We start from the raw sequence: 17,566 nt of genomic DNA, 5'->3' as shown, positions 1-17,566 counted from the left end.
TCTCCAAACGGACGGGGGCACGATACGGTCACGGGGTGACCGTCGACCGCTCCATCGACCGCACCATGATCGCGCGCGAGGCTCCCGCCGCACGTCGTCTGCCGACGGTGCTCGGCATGCAGCTTCGACACCGCGTCGGCGTTGGCGGTGAGGGCGAGGTCTGGGCGGCGACAGCGCCCGACACCAGTCTCCGCGCCGTCAAGCTCATCAGGCCCGACGTCGTCGCCGAGCCCGTCGCGTTCACGCGGCGGGCACAGGCGCTCGCCCGCATCGACGACGCCGCGCTGGTGCGCGTTCTCAACGCGCGGGTGCTGGGTACCGGCGAGTGGGCCGGCTGGGGTGCGATGGTGATGGAGTTCATCGACGGCGAGCCGCTCGACGACGCCCACCTCGGCGCGGCCGCCTTCGCCGACCTCGAGCCTCTCGCGCTGGCGCTCGACCGACTGCACGACGGCGAGTGGTCGGACGGGGACGCCCTCGTGCACCGTGACGTCAAGCCGTCGAACCTCATCCGGGCCGGTGACGGCCGCATCGTGCTGGTCGACCCGTCGACGCTGCGCACGGTCGGGGGTGACATGACCTACGTCGGCACGCCGCTGTTCGTCGCGCCGGAGGTCCTGACCGGTCGGTTCGGGCCGCCTGCCGACGTGTACTCGTTCGCGGCGACCCTGCTGGCACTGCACTCGGGTGCGCGCGGCGACGCCCTCGCCGCGATGCTGGTCCAACCCGACGCGCTGGACGTGCCCGAACCGATGGTCGACGCGCTGTCGTCGGACCCCGGCGACCGGCCGTTGCGCTGTACGGACCTCGTGGACTCCACCCGCACGATCGTGGTGCGCGCCACGGCCGAGGCGACCCGCCCGGTGACGCGTGCCGCTGCACAGACGAGCCGCACGTGGTGGCGGCTGGGTCTGCTGAGTGCCGCCGTGCTGCCGATCGTCACCGGTCTCGTCCTGCCATCGCCGACGGTGGTCGTCGCAGGCATCGTGGCGTTGGCGGGGCTGCTGCTGGTCGACCCCGTGCTACGTGACCCGTCCACCGCGTGGCTGCCGCTGGCCGTGGCCCGCTGGCTCGTGCGTACGCTCGAGACGGACGACGGAGAGCGGGAGCGGGTGCAGGCGATCGTCCACGCGGCGTTGCTGCTCCCGCTCGTCCCACCGGCGGCGGTGATGCTGGGGTACGGGCCACGCATGGTCGTGCTCGGCACCGGCGGCCAGCTGAGCGGGGTCGCGATGATCTGCGCGCTGGCACTGACATGGGGCGCCGTGACGACCGCCACCGACGGGGGCGATCGGGTCACCGCGGTCCGGGCCGTGCTCGCACCGTTCTGGGTCGTCGGCATGGTCGCCCAGGCGATCGCGCGCGTGGTCCAGGCGATCAGCGACGCGTTGCGCGCCCACGAGGCAGCCGCTGCGCAGCCGCTCGACGCCGCGGCGGGAGAGCGGGCGCCCGACGGTCCGAGCCGGTAGCGTGTGCCGTCGATCAACGGCCACCGCGAGGGCAGGAGACACCCGCCATGACCGCACTGCTGATCGACGGCAAGGCGACGGCTGCGGCGGAACGCGAGCGGATCGCCTCCGAGACCGCGACGCTCGCGGCCTACGGCGTCGTTCCGGGGCTCGCGGCGATCCTCGTCGGCGACGATCCCGCGAGCCACGTCTACGTCGGCCAGAAGGAACGCATGTGCGAGCGGGTCGGTATGACGTCGCACGGTGTGCGCCTGCCTGCCGACACGACGCAGGACGCGCTGCACGCCGAGATCGACCGGCTGAACGCCGACCCCGCGGTCCACGGGATCATCGTTCAGATGCCATTGCCCGCCCCGCTCGACGCCATCGTCGCTCAGGAACGGGTCGATCCGGCCAAGGACGTCGATGGGCTGCATCCGGACAACGCCGGGCGCCTGCTCCGGGGTGACCCCCGGTTCGTCCCCGCCACGCCGCTGGGTTGCCAGGTGCTGCTGCGGACTGCCGGCGTCGAGACCAACGGTGCCAACGTCGTCATCATCGGCCGGTCCCAGCTGGTGGGCCGCCCACTGGCGATGCTGCTGACCATGCGGGGGGACGGCGCGAACGCGACGGTGACGATGTGCCACACGGGCACGCGGGACCTCGCCACCCACACCCGGGGCGCCGACATCGTCGTCGTTGCGACGGGCGTGCCGCGGACGCTGACGGCCGAGATGGTGCGGCCCGGCGTCGCCGTCATCGATGTCGGGATAAACCGGCGCGACGACGGGAGGTTGATCGGCGACGTCGACTTCGACGGCGTGGTCGAGATCGCCGGGGCGATCACGCCGGTGCCCGGCGGGGTCGGGCCCATGACGGTGACCATGCTGCTGCACAACACCCTGCTCGCGGCGCGCCTGCAGGCCGGGGCGGTCGCACAGGTGTAGCCGCCGGTCGCGATCGGGTACGTTCGCCCGCGCACCCATTCGATCCAGCAGTTCTCAACGTGCACGCAGGGAGGCGCACCGTGAAGGTAACCGTGGTCGGCGCGGGGAAGTACGGGTCGACGACCGTGCAGCGCATCGCCCAGGCGGACTTCGCCGACGAGGTCGTCATGGTCGACATCATCGAGGGCCTGCCGCAGGGCCTGGCGCTCGACATGAACCAGTCCCGTCCCATCGAGGGCTACGAGACGAAGGTCATCGGCACCAACGGGTACGAGAACACCGACGGTTCCGACATCGTGGTGGTCACCGCCGGCAAGCCTCGGTCACCGGGCATGAGCCGCATGGATCTGCTGGAGGGCAATGCGAAGATCGTCGGCGGCGTGGCGCAGGAGATCGCCGAGACGTCGCCGGACGCGGTGGTGATCGTGGTGTCCAACCCGCTCGACGAGATGACGGCACTGTTCCAACAGGTCTCCGGGTTCCCCCACGCACGGGTGATGGGCCAGGCCGGCATGCTCGACACGGCGCGCTTTGCGGACAAGATCGCGACGGCGCTCGGCATCTCGCCGCTGTCGGTCGACGCGATCACGCTCGGCTCGCACGGCGACACGATGGTGCCCGTACCGTCACAGGTGACCGTAGAGGGCAGACCCCTGCGTGAGGTGATGGACGACGCGACGATCGAACAACTGGTGAGCGCCACGCGCAGCGGCGGCGCCGAGATCGTCGGCCTGCTCAAGTCCGGGTCCGCGTACTATGCCCCATCCTCGGCGGCCGCTCGGATGGTCCGCGCGATCGCGCAGGACGAGGGCGCGCTGCTGCCGGTCTGCGCGTGGCTCACCGGCCAGTACGACATCTCGGACGTCTACCTCGGCGTACCCGCTCGCCTCGGCCGCAGCGGCGTGACCGAGATCGTCGAGCTCGACCTGACCGACGACGAGCGCGCTGCGCTGCACGAGGCCGCCGACGCCGTTCGCGCCAAGCAGGCGGACGTCGCCTCACTGGTCTGAGCACAACCACCGACGCCACAGATCGACGAACGCAGGGCGACCCTGGCGACGACGACGAAGCGAGGCTGTAACCCATGACCCGTCGACGATCAAACGCACCCCCGACCGGCGGCGCCAGGCGCACGCGCGCCGGCGCGCCGTCCGACGCGGAGACCGGCGGCCGGACACGTCCGCGCGAGCCGGCGGCCCACGCCGACCTCTCGGACGAGGAGCTGCGGGCACTGTTGGACGACAACGTCGACCCGGACGAGCTCGAGCGCGTCTCGCGTGACGCGGTGGACGACGAGCAGGAGGCCAGCGACCACGACCGCGACACGCCGCGCGACCGGCTCGAGGGCCTGCTGTTCGAGCAGGACGACGACGCCTGAGCTGGGCCGTCAGACGCCGAGGGCGCGCCGCAGCGCGGCCGCCTGGCGGCGCGACACCTCCACCCTGCTTCGTTGCCGGTCGTCGATGACCAGGACCAGTCCGCCCTGGTAGTCCGACACCAGTTCCCGCACGTGTGACAGGTTGACCAGATGCGACCGGTGGCAGCGGAAGAACCCCGTCAGCCTCCGCTCGAGATCTGCCAGCGTGTAGGTGGTGAGCACCCGGTCGTCGGCCAGCTTGATGTAGCTGTACCCGCGGGACGCGGTGGCGTAGTAGATGTCGTCGGACTCGACGAGCACCGTGCGCCCGCCGTGCTGGATGGGGACCCGCGTCGCGAGGGCGGGGGGCAGGTCGTCGCCGTCGTGGCGGCGCGGGGGTGGGTCGTCCTCGTCAGATCCGGCCGAGCCCAGAGCCCGCCGCAGCGCCCGGCCCAGGCGCTCGGCGTCGAAGGGCTTGACCAGGTAGTCGGCGGCGGCGAGGTCGAAGGCCTCCACGGCATGATCGGGATACGCCGTCGTGAACACCACGGCCGCCTGGTGGTTCTGCTCACGCAGCCGCGTCGCCAGCTCGAGACCGGTGCCACCCGGCATGCGGATGTCGAGCAGGACGACGTCGTAGTCCACCGAGTCGAGCAGCACGGCCGCCTCCTCGGCGTTCGTCGCCTCGCCGACCACCTGGACGTCCGGGAACGATTGCAGCAGGTAGCGCAGCTCCTCGCGCGCAGGCGCCTCGTCGTCGACGATCAGACAGCGCGCGCGCCTGCGGGACCGGTCGTCCGGCGTCACGATCCGCGACCCTCCATCTCGTCACCAGGCGCGGTCATCGCAGCGGCAGCCGCAGGTCGACGGTCGTGCCCTTGTCGTCACCGGACCGCACGTGCATCGAGTACCGCTCCCCGAACAGGTTCTCCAGACGTTGGTTGATGTTGCGCAGCCCGATGCCGCCACTGGGTGCAGCTCCGGACAGGACCTTGTTCAGCAGTTCGTCGTCCATGCCGACGCCATCGTCACGCACCTGTATCAGCGTCGTCCGGCTCAGCGGATCGACCCTGGCCTTCAAGTGGACGGTGCCCCCGCCGACCTTCTCCGCGAGTCCGTGCTTGACCGCGTTCTCGACCAGCGGCTGGATGGTCAGGACCGGAACCTGGGCGCTGAGCACCTGCGGGTCGACGTCGTAGCGGACGTCGAGGCTGTCGCCGTACCGCGCCTGCTCGAGGGCGACGTAGGTCCGTACGAAGAAGTACTCCTGCGCGAAGTCCGCGAACTGCCCGTCCTGGCGGATGGAGTAGCGGAAGAAGTCGCTCAGGCGCAGCAGCAGCCGGCGGGCGTCCTCGGGATCCGTCCGTGCCTTCGATGCGATCGTGTTCAGGGTGTTGAACAGGAAGTGGGGGTTGATCTGGGCGCGCAGCGCGTTCAGCCGCGCATCCGCCGCGAGCTGGCGTTCGCGGTCGGCCTCCGCGAGCTCGAGGTGCAGCGAGAGGATGCTGGCCAGGTCCTGCACCGGCTGTCGCGCAGGAGGCGTCTCGTCGACGCGGTAGACCTTGAGCGTCCCGACGACGCGGTCGCCCACGCGTAGCGGGGCGACCACCGCGGTGTGCAGCGGACACTCCGGCTCGGAGCAGCCGAGATCGGCGCGCGTCCGCAGGACCTTGGTCCTGCCACTGGACAGCACGGTGTACGTCGCCGCCGTCGTCACCCGGTGGCCTGACCGGTGGTGCCCGCTGCCCGGCCCCACGAACGCCAGCACTGACTCGGTGTCGGTGATCGCCACCGAGTCGCCGGCCAGCACGGGGCGCAGGAGCCGGACCGTCCGCTCCGCCGCCTCACTGGTGAGGCCGGACCGCAGGGGCAGCTCGCGGCCGAACACCGCAACGGACGTCGAACGCTCGTCCGGTCCTGCCCGCGACATCCGCAGCAGCCGGCCGCGCCGCGGAGGGGCGAGTGGCTCGCGCGGGCCGCGCAGCGTTGAGGGGAACCCCAGGATCAATGCGGTCGTCGCCGCCACGCCGGTGATCACCAGCACCTCGGTCCGCAGAGGTGGGGACAGCGCGATCTGCGTGGCGACGTACAGCACCGCCCAGAGGGCTGCGACCACGGCGGCCAGCAGCCATGCGGACCGGCTCATGGCGCGGCTCCGGGCGGGCTGCCGACCGGGGTCACGCCGCATCCTCCGCCTGGACACCACGAAGCGTCAGCCGCGCGATGCGCTCGGCGTGGCGGTCGGCCGCCGTGCCGTGCAGGCGTGCCCACAACTGCGTCACGCGGCCGGGTGGCGCGGTCCGGCGCGACACCCTCACCGCAGCCACGACGGCGCACGGCGCCGCGACCGGGGTCGGCGTCAACAGCAGGCCCGCGAGCGTCCAGTCCGGCTCCAGCAGCGCCACGAGGAATGCGACGATCGCAATGACGCCGCCGACGGCCATTCCGGCGACTGCACCCGCGGCGGTCATGCCACGCCACCAGATCGTCAGCACGATGACGGGCGTCAACGCGGAGCCGGCGACCGCGAACGCCCACGTCACCATCGTCGCGACCGCCGAGGGGAACAACGCCGACAGGGAGGTCGGGTCGAGCCGGAGCGCGACCGCTGCCGCGACGGCGGCGGTGCCCACGACCGCGAGCCGCCCGGCCAGCACGACCTGGTGCTGGGTGGCGCGGCGGTTGACGACGAACGCGTACACGTCGTGGCCCCACGATGCGGCGGCGGCGAGCAGCAGTCCCGCCATCGTCGAGATCACCGCGACCAGTGCTGCGACCGCGATGATGGTCAGTCCGGCGTCGCCGGCGATGATCCGGCCCAGCGCCAGGAGCGCGTGCTCGGGGATGCGCAGGACGCCCTCGACCGTGAGCGCTGTGAGCCACGACGGCGTGGCCGGCAGCGCGGCGATCATGCTCCGCGCGGCGGTGCCCAGCATCACCGCCAATGTGTAGAAGATGCCCGCCGCGGCGAGCACCCAGACCGTCGTGCGCCGTGCCTCGCGGCCGGTCGGGCTCGTGAAGTAGCGGTTCATGACATGGGGCAGGCCGGCGGTGCCGAGCATCAGGGTGATCAGCAGGGTGATCTGGCCGGTGAGCGAGTAGCGGGCGCCAGGCTGGTCGAACCGCGCCGGCGTTCCGGGCCGCAGCGCGCTGTCCTGCGTCTCCAACCGCACGTCACCGTCGACGGCGACCGGGTTGCGCAGCGGCTCCTGGCTGAGATCGGCCACAGCTCTGGTGTAGTCGAAGCCGTCCGACAGCACCGCCGCCGCGAGCCACACCAGCACCGCCATCAGAAACACGAACTGGACCGCCTGCGCCCACGTCGTGCCGCGCATGCCGCCGAAGGCGACGAGGCCGGCGATCGTCGTCGTGGCCAGGACGACGCCCGTCGCGTACGCGTCGAGGCCGAGCACGCCCGAGCCGACCATCAGGCGCCACGTGATCCCGCTCGCGACCGCCTGGGGGACCAGGTAGCTGAGCGTGATGACCTGGACGACGCAGACCGCCGCGAGGCGGACGCGTTCGGACTCCAGGCGCCGACCCAGGAAGTCCGGCAGCGAGAACTGCCCGAACCTGCGCAGTGGCGCGGCAACGAACAGCAGCACCGGAACGAAGCCGGCGGCGAACCCTGCCGCATACCAGACCCCGTCGAGGCCCGACACGTACACGGCCGCGGCCACGCCAAGGAACGACGCCGCCGAGAAGTAGTCACCGCAGATCGCCAGTGCGTTGGTCACGACCCCGATGCGCTGACCAGCGAGGTAGAAGTCGATGCTGGACGCCCGTCGCGGTCCGACAGCCAGGAGCAGCGCAACGATCGTCAGCGTCGCCAGGACGACGATCAGCGCCGCGGCCGCGACGTTCATCGGACCGGGTCGTCGGCGTCATCGGTCGGCGTGCCGAGCATGCGCTGCTCGACGCCGTTGGCCAGGGACGCCGCACCCAGACCGAGGACGAAGAAGAACACGTACAGACCGGCACCGGCGACGACGAACCCCGTCGCCCAGTCCGACAGGCGACCCTCCCACCACTCGGACGCGAGCGTGGCGAGGGGGATCAGCAGCATCCCGCCGACGAACACGACGAAGTAGCCGATCGCGATGCGACGCTGCGTGCGGAAGACGGCGTCCACCTCCGCTGGACTGTCGAACTCGTCCCGCCCCGCCTGGTCATCCACATCGGGGCCGACGCGCCCGGTCGGACGCGGTGTCGGCCATCGGTCGGGGTCGCTGCGGGGCATCCTTGTCACACGCGCAATCTAGCGAGCCGGCCGCGTCGTCCGTCAGGAACGTGGCAGCGGCGCTCGCTGCCACAGGCTCACGGCAGCGTAGGCGGCCACGCATCCAGAGATGAGCACGAGCACCATGCCGGGCCCCGGTAGCCAGGCCTCGCCAAGTCCGGGCAGTCGCCCCATCGCCCAGGTGAAGCGCCAGAGTGGCACCACGATCCCGGGGACCGCGAGGATCAGCGCGTGGGCAACGACGACGCCGCGGCGTCGCCAGAGCGCACCGGGCACGGCGAAGACGGCCGCGTAGAACGTGACGGATCCCCCAACGACCGCCCCGCTTGCGCTGCCGAACGGTGTCTCGAGCCACGGGAGGAAGCTGGCGATCGTAGCGACCAGCCCCGCGATCAGCAGCAGCACCTGCGGCGTCCCCTGGTACGGCCATCTGGGTCGGGTGGCCGCGGACGCACCCGATGGCGTGCTGTCAGCCATGCCGCCACGCTACCGCACGATGCCGCCGCGATGCGGGGGCGTGACCGCCGAGCGGCGGATCGCGGACGTTGAACGGTCGGTTGTGCCTGCCGAGCGGTCGTGCTCCACCTCGTCGATCCGCCCGCGGCCCACGCACGTCCGTTGACGAACTGGTTGCCACCGTCCATCGGTGACCGCTTGAACGGGGCCAGCGTGGTGCGGTTCGATCCGGCCTGTGGGCGTACGCGCTGCGCCGGTACCGAGCGAGGGAGTGCACCTGTCCATGGATGAATCACAACGCCAGCAGTACTGGCGGTCCAACCTGACACTGATGTCCGCGCTGCTCGTCTGTTGGTTCCTGGTGAGCTACGTCTGCGGGATCCTGCTCGTCGAGCCGTTGAACAACATCGTCATCAACGGATTCCCCATGGGGTTCTGGTTCGCCCAGCAGGGCGCGATCGTCACGTTCGTGGTCCTGATCGGCGTCTACGTGTGGCGCATGGACCGGCTCGACGACGAGTACGGCGTGGGACGCGACAACGCGAACGGTGACGCGGGCGCCCGGGACGAGCGGAAGGGGTAGGCGCGATGACCAGCATTCAGCTGTGGACCCTCATCTGGGTCGTCCTGACGTTCGGACTCTATGTCTTGATCGCCTGGCGGAGCCGCGTCGCGGACACCGAGGGCTTCTACGTCGCCGGCCACGGCATTCCATCGGTGGCCAACGGTGCGGCGGTCGCCGCCGACTGGATGAGCGCGGCGTCGTTCATCTCGATGGCAGGGCTGATCGCGTTCCAGGGGTACGGCGGCTCGGTCTATCTCATGGGGTGGACCGGTGGGTACGTGCTGCTGGCACTGCTGCTCGCTCCGTACCTGCGCAAGTTCGGCAAGTACACGGTCCCCGACTTCGTCGGTGACCGCTACTCCGAGACAGCGCGTGCCGTCGCAGCGGTTGCGGCGATCTTCGTCTCCATGACCTACGTGGCCGGACAGATGCGTGGCGTCGGCATCGTGTTCAGCCGGTACGTCGGCATCGAGATCTTCGGCGATCCCGTGATCGGCGGTGTGTTGATCGGCATGGCGATCGTGTTCTTCTACGCGGTCCTGGGTGGCATGAAGGGCATCACGTGGACGCAGGTCGCGCAGTACTCGGTGCTGATCGTCGCGTACCTGATCCCGGCCATCGCGATCGCGTACACGCTCACGGGCAATCCGATCCCGCAGCTGTCCTTCGGCAGCCTCGCCACGGATCTCAACGGCCTGCAGCAGGAGCTCGGCTTCAGTGGGTACACGGACCCGTTCACGGCCGAGAACCGCAACATGCTGAACATGCTCCTGATCACCGGTGCACTCATGATCGGGACGGCCGGGCTGCCCCACGTGATCGTGCGCTTCTACACGACCAAGACGGTCCGTGATGCGCGGGCGAGCGCGTTCTGGGCCCTGCTGTTCATCGCCATCCTGTACACGACCGCGCCGGCGGTCGGTGTCTTCGCCAAGACCAACTTCATCGACACGGTCGAAGGTGCGTCGGTCAACAACCTGCCCCAGTGGGTGGTCGACTGGCAGGACGCCGACCTGATCACCATCGACGACAAGAACGAGGACGGCACGATCCAGTTCGCGCCCGGCGAAGTCGCCGATCCTGAGAGCACGAACGAGATCGAGCCGGACCTCGACATCATGGTGCTCGCCAACCCGCAGATCGCGGGACTGCCGGCCATCGTCGTGGGTCTCGTGGCCGCCGGTGGTCTCGCCGCGGCCCTTTCGACGGCGTCGGGTCTGCTGCTGGTGATCTCGTCCTCGGTGGCGCACGACTTCTACTACAAGCGGTTCCGCCCGAACGCGTCGGAAGCGCAGCAGCTCATGGCCGGTCGGATCGCCATGGCGTGCGCGATCGTCGTCGCGGGATGGTTCGGCATCAACCCGCCCGCGTTCGTGGGTCAGGTTGTGGCCTTCGCCTTCGGTCTCGCGGCCGCGAGCTTCTTCCCGATCATCGTGCTCGGGATCTTCTGGAAGCGGGCCAACGCGCAGGGCGCCGTGGCCGGCATGCTCACCGGCCTCATCTTCACGGCCGCCTACATCATGGCCACCGTCCCGGATGAGGCAGGCGCGATCTTCTTCGGGCTCGATCCGCTGTTCGGCATCAGCCCCGAGGGCATCGGGACGATCGGTGCACTGCTCAACCTGATCGTGACGGTCGTCGTGTCACGTGCGACCGCGCCACCACCGCAGAAGATGATGGACCTGATCGAGGACATCCGGTATCCGGGTGCCGCGCCCGCGACCAGGCCCCACTGATCGTCTGTCACGATCCACGACATCCGCCAACGGCCGTGACCGCATGAGTCACGGCCGTTCCGGTCAACATGACTGAGAGGTTGCACACGCACCACGCACGATGAAGGAGCCGAACCACAATGAGCGATGACGCGGACGCTGGACGCACGTTTGCTCCACCGCAGGACTTCGTCAAACAGGCCAACGTCAGTGACGCGGGCGTCTACGACGAGGCCGAACAGGACGTGGAAGCGTGGTGGGATTCACACGCCCGGAAGCTGCGCTGGATGCGCGACTGGGACACCACGCTCGAGTGGAACGCGCCGTATGCGAAGTGGTTCGTCGGCGGGACGCTGAACGTCAGCGACAACTGCCTCGACCGCCACGTCGAGGACGGGTACGGCGACGGGGTCGCCTTCTACTGGGAGGGCGAACCCGGCGACACCCGTGAGATCACCTACTCGGAGCTACTGAACGAGGTCAAGCACTTCGCCAACGCCCTGAAGGGCCTCGGGGTCGGCAAGGGCGATCCGGTCACGATCTACCTGCCGATGATCCCGGAGTTGCCGGTTGCGATGCTCGCGTGCGCGCGGATCGGCGCGCCGCATTCGGTCGTGTTCGCGGGCTTCTCCGCCCAGTCGGTCGTAGACCGTGTCGAGGACGCGGACTCCAAGGTGCTGATCACCGCCGACGGCTCGTACCGCAAGGGCAGCGTCGTCCCGCTGAAGCAGTCGGCGGACAAGGCGATGGACAACACCGACAAGATCGAGCACTGCGTCGTCGTCAAGCGGACCGGCGAGGACGTCGCGTTCACCGAGGGGCGCGACGTCTGGTACCACGACCTCATCGAACAGGCCGACGACGACTGCCCGCCCGAGGAGATGGACGCCGAGGACATCCTGTTCCTGCTGTACTCCTCGGGGACGACCGGCAAGCCGAAGGGCATCCAGCACACGACTGGCGGCTATCTCACGCAGGTGACGGCCACGCACCGGCTGGTGTTCGACCTCAAGCCCGAGACGGACGTGTACTGGTGTGCCGCCGACATCGGCTGGGTCACGGGCCACAGTTACATCGTGTACGGCCCGCTGGCCAACCGTGCGACCTCGATCATGTACGAGGGCGCGCCGGACACGCCCGACAAGGACCGGCTGTGGGCGATCGCGGAGAAGTACGGCGCGACGATCCTGTACACGGCACCGACGGCGATCCGCGCCTTCATGAAGTGGGGCAGCGAGTACGTCGAGCGCCACGATCTGTCAAAGCTGCGCCTGCTGGGCTCGGTGGGCGAACCGATCAATCCCGAGGCGTGGCTGTGGTACCACGAGCACATCGGCGGCGGGAACACACCCGTGGTCGACACGTGGTGGCAGACCGAGACCGGCGGCATCATGATCACGCCGCTGCCGGGCATCACCGAGACCAAGCCGGGCGCCGCGATGCGCCCGTTCCCCGGCATCAAGCCCGTGGTCGTCGACGACCACGGCAGCCCGGTCCAGCTGGGCGAGAGCGGCTACCTGACGCTGCAGCGTCCATGGCCGGGCATGCTGCGTACGTTGTGGGGCGACGACGAGCGGTACCGCGAGACCTACTGGTCGCGCTTCGGCACCGACGTCTACTTCGCGGGCGACGGAGCGCGGCTCGACGAGGACGGCGACATCTGGCTGCTCGGGCGTGTGGACGACGTGATGAACGTCTCCGGTCACCGGCTGTCGACCGCCGAGATCGAGAGCGCGCTCGTGGCGCACGAGGCCGTGGCCGAGGCGGCCGTGGTCGGGCGCACGGACGCGGACACCGGTCAGGCCGTGTCGGCGTTCGTGACCCTCGTCGGCGGCGCTGAGAGCAGCGACGAGCTGCGTGCGGAGCTACGCGAGCACGTCGCCGACCGCATCGGCAAGCTGGCCCGGCCGGCGGAGCTGGTGTTCACCGACGACCTGCCCAAGACGCGATCCGGCAAGATCATGCGCCGGCTGCTCAAGGACATCGCCGAGGGCAACGAGGTCGGTGATGTGACGACGCTGGCCAACCCGAACATCGTCGAGGACCTCCAGGACCAGGCGAAGGTCGCGTCCAGGAAGTAGCGACGCCTGTCGCGGCGGAGCGGCCGGCGCCGGCCGCTCCGCCGCGACGTCGGGGTGACCCCGCGTTCGGCAGCGTCCGCGCGCGGCCGGTCGCCACTGCCCTCCAGCCCGATAGCATCGCGTGGCGATGAACCTGGTCAGTGTCGAGCACGCCCGTGTCCGGTACGCCGACGCCCTCGTGCTCGACGATGTCAGCCTCGGCATCGACGACGGCGATCGCATCGGCGTCATCGGTCGCAACGGCAGCGGCAAGTCGTCGCTGTTGCGGGTGCTGTCCGGCGTACAGCCCCCCGACGAGGGCTCGGTCACGCACGCGCGACGGTTGACCGTCCAGTACGTGCCGCAGGAGCCCGCACTCGCACCCGACACTGCCGCGTTGGCCGCCGTGCTGGACGCGGACTCCGAGCCCGGCCACATCTTCCGTGAGCATCGCGCCCGCCCGAACCATGCCGATGTGACCGCCCTCATGGACGCGCACGGGCTGTGGGATCTCGAGCATGTCGCGCGCGGCATGCTCGACCGGTTCGACATCGCCCCGGATCGCGTCGTGGGCGAGTTGAGCGGTGGCCAGCGGATGCGGGTGGCGCTCGCCCGCGCACTCGTCCACAGTGATGTCGCGGCGCGCACCGGCGACACGGTGCCGCTGCTCGTGCTCGACGAGCCCACCAATCACCTCGACGTTGACGTGATCGAGTGGTTGGAGGGCCGCATCACCTCGCAACGTGGGGCCGTCGTGCTCGTGACGCACGACCGCTACCTGCTCGACCGCGTCGTGACGCGCATCGTCGAGGTGGTGGACGGCGCACTGCACACTGAGCACGGCTCGTACGCCGATTACCTCGCCAACCGTGCGGAACGCGCCGCGCAGGCGGCGGCGCGCGAGCACCGCCGTCGTCAACGTGTACGGGCCGAGCTCGAGTGGCTCCAGCGCAGCCCGCCCGCGCGGACCAGCAAGTCGCGGGCGCGCATCGAACGCGCGCGTCAGCTCATGGATGACGCACCCGCGACCACCGATCGCGGCGTGCGCATCGACCTGCCGGCCAGGCGGCTCGGCAGCAAGGTCGCCACGTTGCACAACGCCGGCAAGCGCTACGGCGACCGGGTGGTGCTGCGGGACGTGACCGCGTCGCTGCAGCCCGGCGCCCGGATCGGGGTCGTGGGCCCCAACGGCAGTGGCAAGACGACACTCCTGCGGTTGCTGGCCGGTCACGTGCCGCCGGACGGCGGCAGTGTGCGGATCGGGGCGACCGTGCACCTCGGGTGGTACGACCAGCACACGGTGGCACCACCGGCCGGCCAGCGGGTCATCGACGCGGTCGACGAGGTCGCGCGGGAGACCTGTACCATCGACGGCATCACGTTGTCGGCGAGCGGCCTGCTCGAGCGGTTCGGCTTCGACGCCGGTGCGCAACGGGCGCTGGTCTCGGAGCTGTCCGGCGGGGAGCGGCGACGTCTCGAGCTGCTCCGCGTGCTGGCGACGGCACCGAACCTGCTGCTGCTGGACGAGCCGACGAACGACCTGGACCTCGACACCCTCGCGGTGCTGGAGGATTTCCTCGACGGCTGGCCCGGCACGCTGGTCGCCGCCAGCCACGACCGCTTCTTCCTCGACCGCGTGTGCGGGCAGCTGTGGTCCATCGAACTTGACGGCGAGGTCCGCGAGCACCCCGGTGGGTGGAGCGCGTACCGGGTGCACGACGCCGCGCAGGCGGCGGCGGGCCCCGGAGGTGGACGCGACCGATCGGACGGTGTGGCCAAGCGGTCGGGCGGCGTGCGGCCGGGCAGGCTGACCTACAACGAACAGCGCGAGCTGCGCACGCTGGAGCGGGATCTTCCCGCACTGGAGCAGCGCCGCGACGCACTGCACGCCGAGCTGGTAGCGGCCGCCGACGACCATGTCCGCGCTGGTGGCCTGGCCCGGGACCTCGATGCGGTGATGGCCGAGATCGACCGGTCCGAGACCCGGTGGCTCGAGCTGCAGGTGCGGCCCGATGCCACGAGCTGAGAGGGTCCAATGAGCATCGCCCAGCCACTGGTGTGGATCGACCTCGAGATGACCGGCCTCGACCCGGACACCGACGTGATCGTCGAGATCGCCACGATCGTGACCGACGGCAGCCTCGAACGGGTCGAGCAGGGTCCTGACCTGGTCATCGCCGCACCCGAGGCAGCGCTCGACGGCATGGCGGACGTCGTCCGACGCATGCACACCGAATCCGGCCTGATCGACGAGATCCGCGCGGCTGACCGCGACGTGGTGGCCGCCGAACGCGAGACCCTGGAGTTCGTCCGCACGCACGTGCCGGATTCGTCGAACGCACCGCTGGCAGGCAACAGCGTCCACGCCGACCGGATGTTCCTGCGCCGGCACATGCCCACGCTCGAGGCGTACCTGCACTACCGCAACGTGGATGTGTCGACGGTCAAGGAGCTCGTGCGCCGATGGCGGCCGCAGCTGCTCGACGAGGCGCCGGCCAAGTCGGAGCGCCACCGCGCGCTCGGCGACATCGCCGAGTCGATCACTGAGCTGCGGTACTACCGCGATGCGCTGTTCGGGTAGGTGGTCATCCCGATCCGCGGGGGGCGGTCCTGCGCGATCAGCGGTCGACGACCAGCGTCCCCGCCATCTGGTCATGGAACCCGCGGCCGGTCGGCGCGTCCTGGATCACTGTCACCAGCATGGCCAGTGGAGCCGCGAACGCCAGTAATGGCCCGAGCATCGGCACCACCAGCCCACCCACGAAGACCACCCTGCGGAGCAGTGCCGCCCGCAGCGTGACCGGACCCCCGTCGGCCGCGATGACCGCGCACCGCAGCAGGCGCTTGCCGAGCGTGCGGCCGAACACCGCCTCCGCCGTCGCGAAGTAGATGAGCAGCACGATCGCCGAGGTCACGGCGGCGGCGTACGCGGCACCCTGCCCCAACCCTTCCGCGCTGACCGGCAGCACGCCCGACAGTGCACCGGCGATCGCCAGCGGCAGCGTCACGGAGAGGCAGTCGATGATGTACGCCCCGACGCGGGCGCCGGGCGTCGCCGGCCGCAGCACCGGCTGTGGCTCGACGGAGGCGTCCGGCTCAGCGGTGGTCGGCAGCGGGCGCGGAGGCCCGTCGGGGACAGGCGTCAGGTGCGGTCGCGGGGGCGCGTCGGTCTCGGCCGGCCGGATCAGATGCTCGTCGAACATTGCGCCTGAGCCTGTCGTCGCGTGGACGCGCGATTATGCCAAGCGCCGGTTCGGCTCGCAGCGCCGGAGGGTGGCCACATGGTGAAGACTTGCGGTCGCTGTCGGAGCGGCCGGGCGCGGTCGGTCCCGTGCCCGGCCGTCCGGCCGGTGAACAGACCGTCAGCAGCGATCAGACGTACCCGCGCAGGTGTGCGGCCTCGGCGACCTTGCTGATGCCGATCGCGAACGCGGCCCGCCGCATCGTCGTCTCCAGATCCTCAGCGCGTTCCCGCACCTTGCGGTACGCGGCCCGCATGTACCGGCTGAGCTCCTCGTTGACCTGCTGCTCGCTCCACTTGAACTCCTGGATGTTCTGCGTCCACTCGAAGTAGGACACGGTGACGCCACCGGCGTTGGCGAGCACGTCGGGGACGACGATGACGCCGCGTTCGGCCAGTTCCGCATCAGCCACCGGCGTCACCGGATGGTTGGCCGCCTCGACGATCATCCGGGCCTGGATCCGGTCGGCGTTCGTGTGGTTGACGACCTCGCCGAGCGCCGCGGGTATGAGCACGTCGACGTCGAGCTCGAGCAGCGCGTCACCGTCGATCGCATCTGCGCCGTCGAAGCCGGCCACGGTGTCCGCCTCGCCGACGTGCTTGTCGAGCAGCTCCAGGGACAGCCCGTCCGGCGCGTGGATCGCGCCGTCGACGTCGGAGACCGCGACGATCCGGTATCCCCGCTCGGCTGCAAGGCGCGCCGTCCACGAGCCGACGTTGCCGTAGCCCTGGATGGCGACGGTGGTCTCGGACGGCTCCCACTCGTGCTGCCGGACCGCCTCGTCGAGCACCATCACCACCCCGCGACCGGTCGCCGCCTCACGCCCGTGGGAGCCGCCGAGCTCCAGCGGCTTGCCCGTTACGATGGCCGGTTCGTGTCCGCGGGACCGTCCCCAGGCGTCCATCATCCACGCCATCGTCTGGGCGTTGGTGTTCATGTCCGGCGCCATGATGTCGCGCTTGACACCGACGATGTAGCTGACCTGTGACATGTAGCGGCGGGTCAGGCGCTCGTGCTCCGACGTCGAGAGCGTCTTGGGGTCGACCTGCACACCGCCCTTCGCCCCACCGAACGGCACATCGACGACCGCGGTCTTCCACGTCATCAGCGACGCCAGCGCCCGCACCTCATCGAGATCCGCGGTCGGATGGAACCGCACGCCACCCTTGTAGGGACCGCGCGCGCCGTTGTGCTGCACCCGGTAGCCGTAGAACGTCTCGACCGATCCATCGTCCCGGCGCACGGGGAGCTGCACCCGGATCTCGCGGTACGTGCCGTTGAGCACCGATCGTGTCGGATCGTCGATGCCGAGCTGGTCGGCGACGTCGTGGAAGAAGTACTGCACCGACTCGTACGGACTCAGGTCATCCCTCAGATCGACCACGGCACTCCTCGCTGCGTCTTGGTCCGGTGTGCAGGTATGGCCGCGCTGTCCGGCCGGGCACGCAGTGCCCCGCGACGCCTGCGGCGGGTCCGGCTCGGAGTACCCACGGCGCGGCGACGGCACACCGCATGATCCATGCTCGCACGGGTGGG

16 protein-coding genes are annotated in these 17,566 nt (G+C 70.2%); 9 read left to right on the top strand and 7 right to left on the bottom strand.

The features are described from left to right. The first annotated feature begins 35 nt into the window (after positions 1 to 35). From VFZ70_03195 to VFZ70_03180, 4 genes are all read left to right on the top strand, one after another. Positions 36 to 1,469, top strand: coding sequence for a hypothetical protein (locus VFZ70_03195; GenBank protein HEX6254795.1), 1,434 nt, complete (start codon positions 36 to 38; stop codon positions 1,467 to 1,469). Between the two features lie 47 nt (positions 1,470 to 1,516). Continuing rightward, the gene (locus VFZ70_03190; GenBank protein HEX6254794.1) at positions 1,517 to 2,395 is read left to right on the top strand and encodes a bifunctional 5,10-methylenetetrahydrofolate dehydrogenase/5,10-methenyltetrahydrofolate cyclohydrolase; all 879 of its coding nucleotides are present in this window, start codon (positions 1,517 to 1,519) and stop codon (positions 2,393 to 2,395) included. Between the two features lie 80 nt (positions 2,396 to 2,475). Next, positions 2,476 to 3,405 (top strand): malate dehydrogenase, encoded by a 930-nt coding sequence (gene mdh / locus VFZ70_03185; GenBank protein HEX6254793.1) that lies wholly within the window; start codon positions 2,476 to 2,478, stop codon positions 3,403 to 3,405. Between the two features lie 74 nt (positions 3,406 to 3,479). Then, complete coding sequence (locus tag VFZ70_03180) at positions 3,480 to 3,773, top strand: hypothetical protein (GenBank protein ID HEX6254792.1); 294 nt, start codon at positions 3,480 to 3,482, stop codon at positions 3,771 to 3,773. Positions 3,774 to 3,782: 9 nt separating this feature from the next. Here the strand turns inward: VFZ70_03180 and VFZ70_03175 are convergent, their stop codons facing one another. From VFZ70_03175 to VFZ70_03155, 5 genes are all read right to left on the bottom strand, one after another. Beyond that, complete coding sequence (locus tag VFZ70_03175; protein ID HEX6254791.1) at positions 3,783 to 4,559, bottom strand: LytTR family DNA-binding domain-containing protein; 777 nt, start codon at positions 4,557 to 4,559, stop codon at positions 3,783 to 3,785. Positions 4,560 to 4,593: 34 nt separating this feature from the next. Beyond that, positions 4,594 to 5,898, bottom strand: coding sequence for a histidine kinase (locus VFZ70_03170; protein HEX6254790.1), 1,305 nt, complete (start codon positions 5,896 to 5,898; stop codon positions 4,594 to 4,596). Positions 5,899 to 5,929: 31 nt separating this feature from the next. Continuing rightward, entirely contained in the window at positions 5,930 to 7,618 is a 1,689-nt protein-coding gene (locus VFZ70_03165) for a cation acetate symporter (GenBank protein HEX6254789.1), read from the bottom strand. Then, positions 7,615 to 7,929: a hypothetical protein gene (locus tag VFZ70_03160; GenBank protein HEX6254788.1), complete on the bottom strand. Its 315-nt coding sequence runs from the start codon at positions 7,927 to 7,929 to the stop codon at positions 7,615 to 7,617. Before VFZ70_03160 ends, VFZ70_03165 begins: the two co-directional genes overlap by 4 nt. Positions 7,930 to 8,034: 105 nt before the next feature. After that, a complete protein-coding gene (locus tag VFZ70_03155; GenBank protein HEX6254787.1) occupies positions 8,035 to 8,469 on the bottom strand; it encodes a hypothetical protein in 435 nt (144 codons plus the stop codon). A gap of 262 nt (positions 8,470 to 8,731) precedes the next feature. Between VFZ70_03155 and VFZ70_03150 the strand changes: the two genes are divergently transcribed. From VFZ70_03150 to orn, 5 genes are all read left to right on the top strand, one after another. Next, entirely contained in the window at positions 8,732 to 9,031 is a 300-nt protein-coding gene (locus tag VFZ70_03150) for a DUF4212 domain-containing protein (protein HEX6254786.1), read from the top strand. A 5-nt stretch (positions 9,032 to 9,036) separates the two neighbouring features. After that, complete coding sequence (locus VFZ70_03145) at positions 9,037 to 10,749, top strand: sodium:solute symporter family protein (protein HEX6254785.1); 1,713 nt, start codon at positions 9,037 to 9,039, stop codon at positions 10,747 to 10,749. Positions 10,750 to 10,868: 119 nt separating this feature from the next. Continuing rightward, positions 10,869 to 12,809 carry an acetate--CoA ligase gene (gene acs, locus VFZ70_03140; protein HEX6254784.1) on the top strand — a complete coding sequence of 647 codons (1,941 nt, stop codon included), beginning with the start codon at positions 10,869 to 10,871 and terminating at the stop codon, positions 12,807 to 12,809. A 127-nt stretch (positions 12,810 to 12,936) separates the two neighbouring features. Beyond that, positions 12,937 to 14,814 (top strand): ABC-F family ATP-binding cassette domain-containing protein, encoded by a 1,878-nt coding sequence (locus tag VFZ70_03135; GenBank protein ID HEX6254783.1) that lies wholly within the window; start codon positions 12,937 to 12,939, stop codon positions 14,812 to 14,814. A gap of 9 nt (positions 14,815 to 14,823) precedes the next feature. Next, entirely contained in the window at positions 14,824 to 15,369 is a 546-nt protein-coding gene (orn, locus tag VFZ70_03130; protein ID HEX6254782.1) for an oligoribonuclease, read from the top strand. Positions 15,370 to 15,406: 37 nt separating this feature from the next. On the opposite strand, the gene VFZ70_03125 is transcribed toward orn, so the two are convergent. Both VFZ70_03125 and VFZ70_03120 read right to left on the bottom strand, forming a co-directional pair. Next, on the bottom strand, positions 15,407 to 15,991 hold the full coding sequence (locus VFZ70_03125) for an RDD family protein (protein HEX6254781.1): 585 nt from the start codon (positions 15,989 to 15,991) through the stop codon (positions 15,407 to 15,409). Between the two features lie 169 nt (positions 15,992 to 16,160). Further along, positions 16,161 to 17,414: a Glu/Leu/Phe/Val dehydrogenase dimerization domain-containing protein gene (locus tag VFZ70_03120; protein HEX6254780.1), complete on the bottom strand. Its 1,254-nt coding sequence runs from the start codon at positions 17,412 to 17,414 to the stop codon at positions 16,161 to 16,163. Positions 17,415 to 17,566 lie beyond the last annotated feature (152 nt).

Source organism: Euzebyales bacterium (assembly GCA_036374135.1).
GTDB lineage: Bacteria > Actinomycetota > Nitriliruptoria > Euzebyales > JAHELV01 > JAHELV01.
This window is presented reverse-complemented; position numbering and strand designations above follow the sequence as displayed.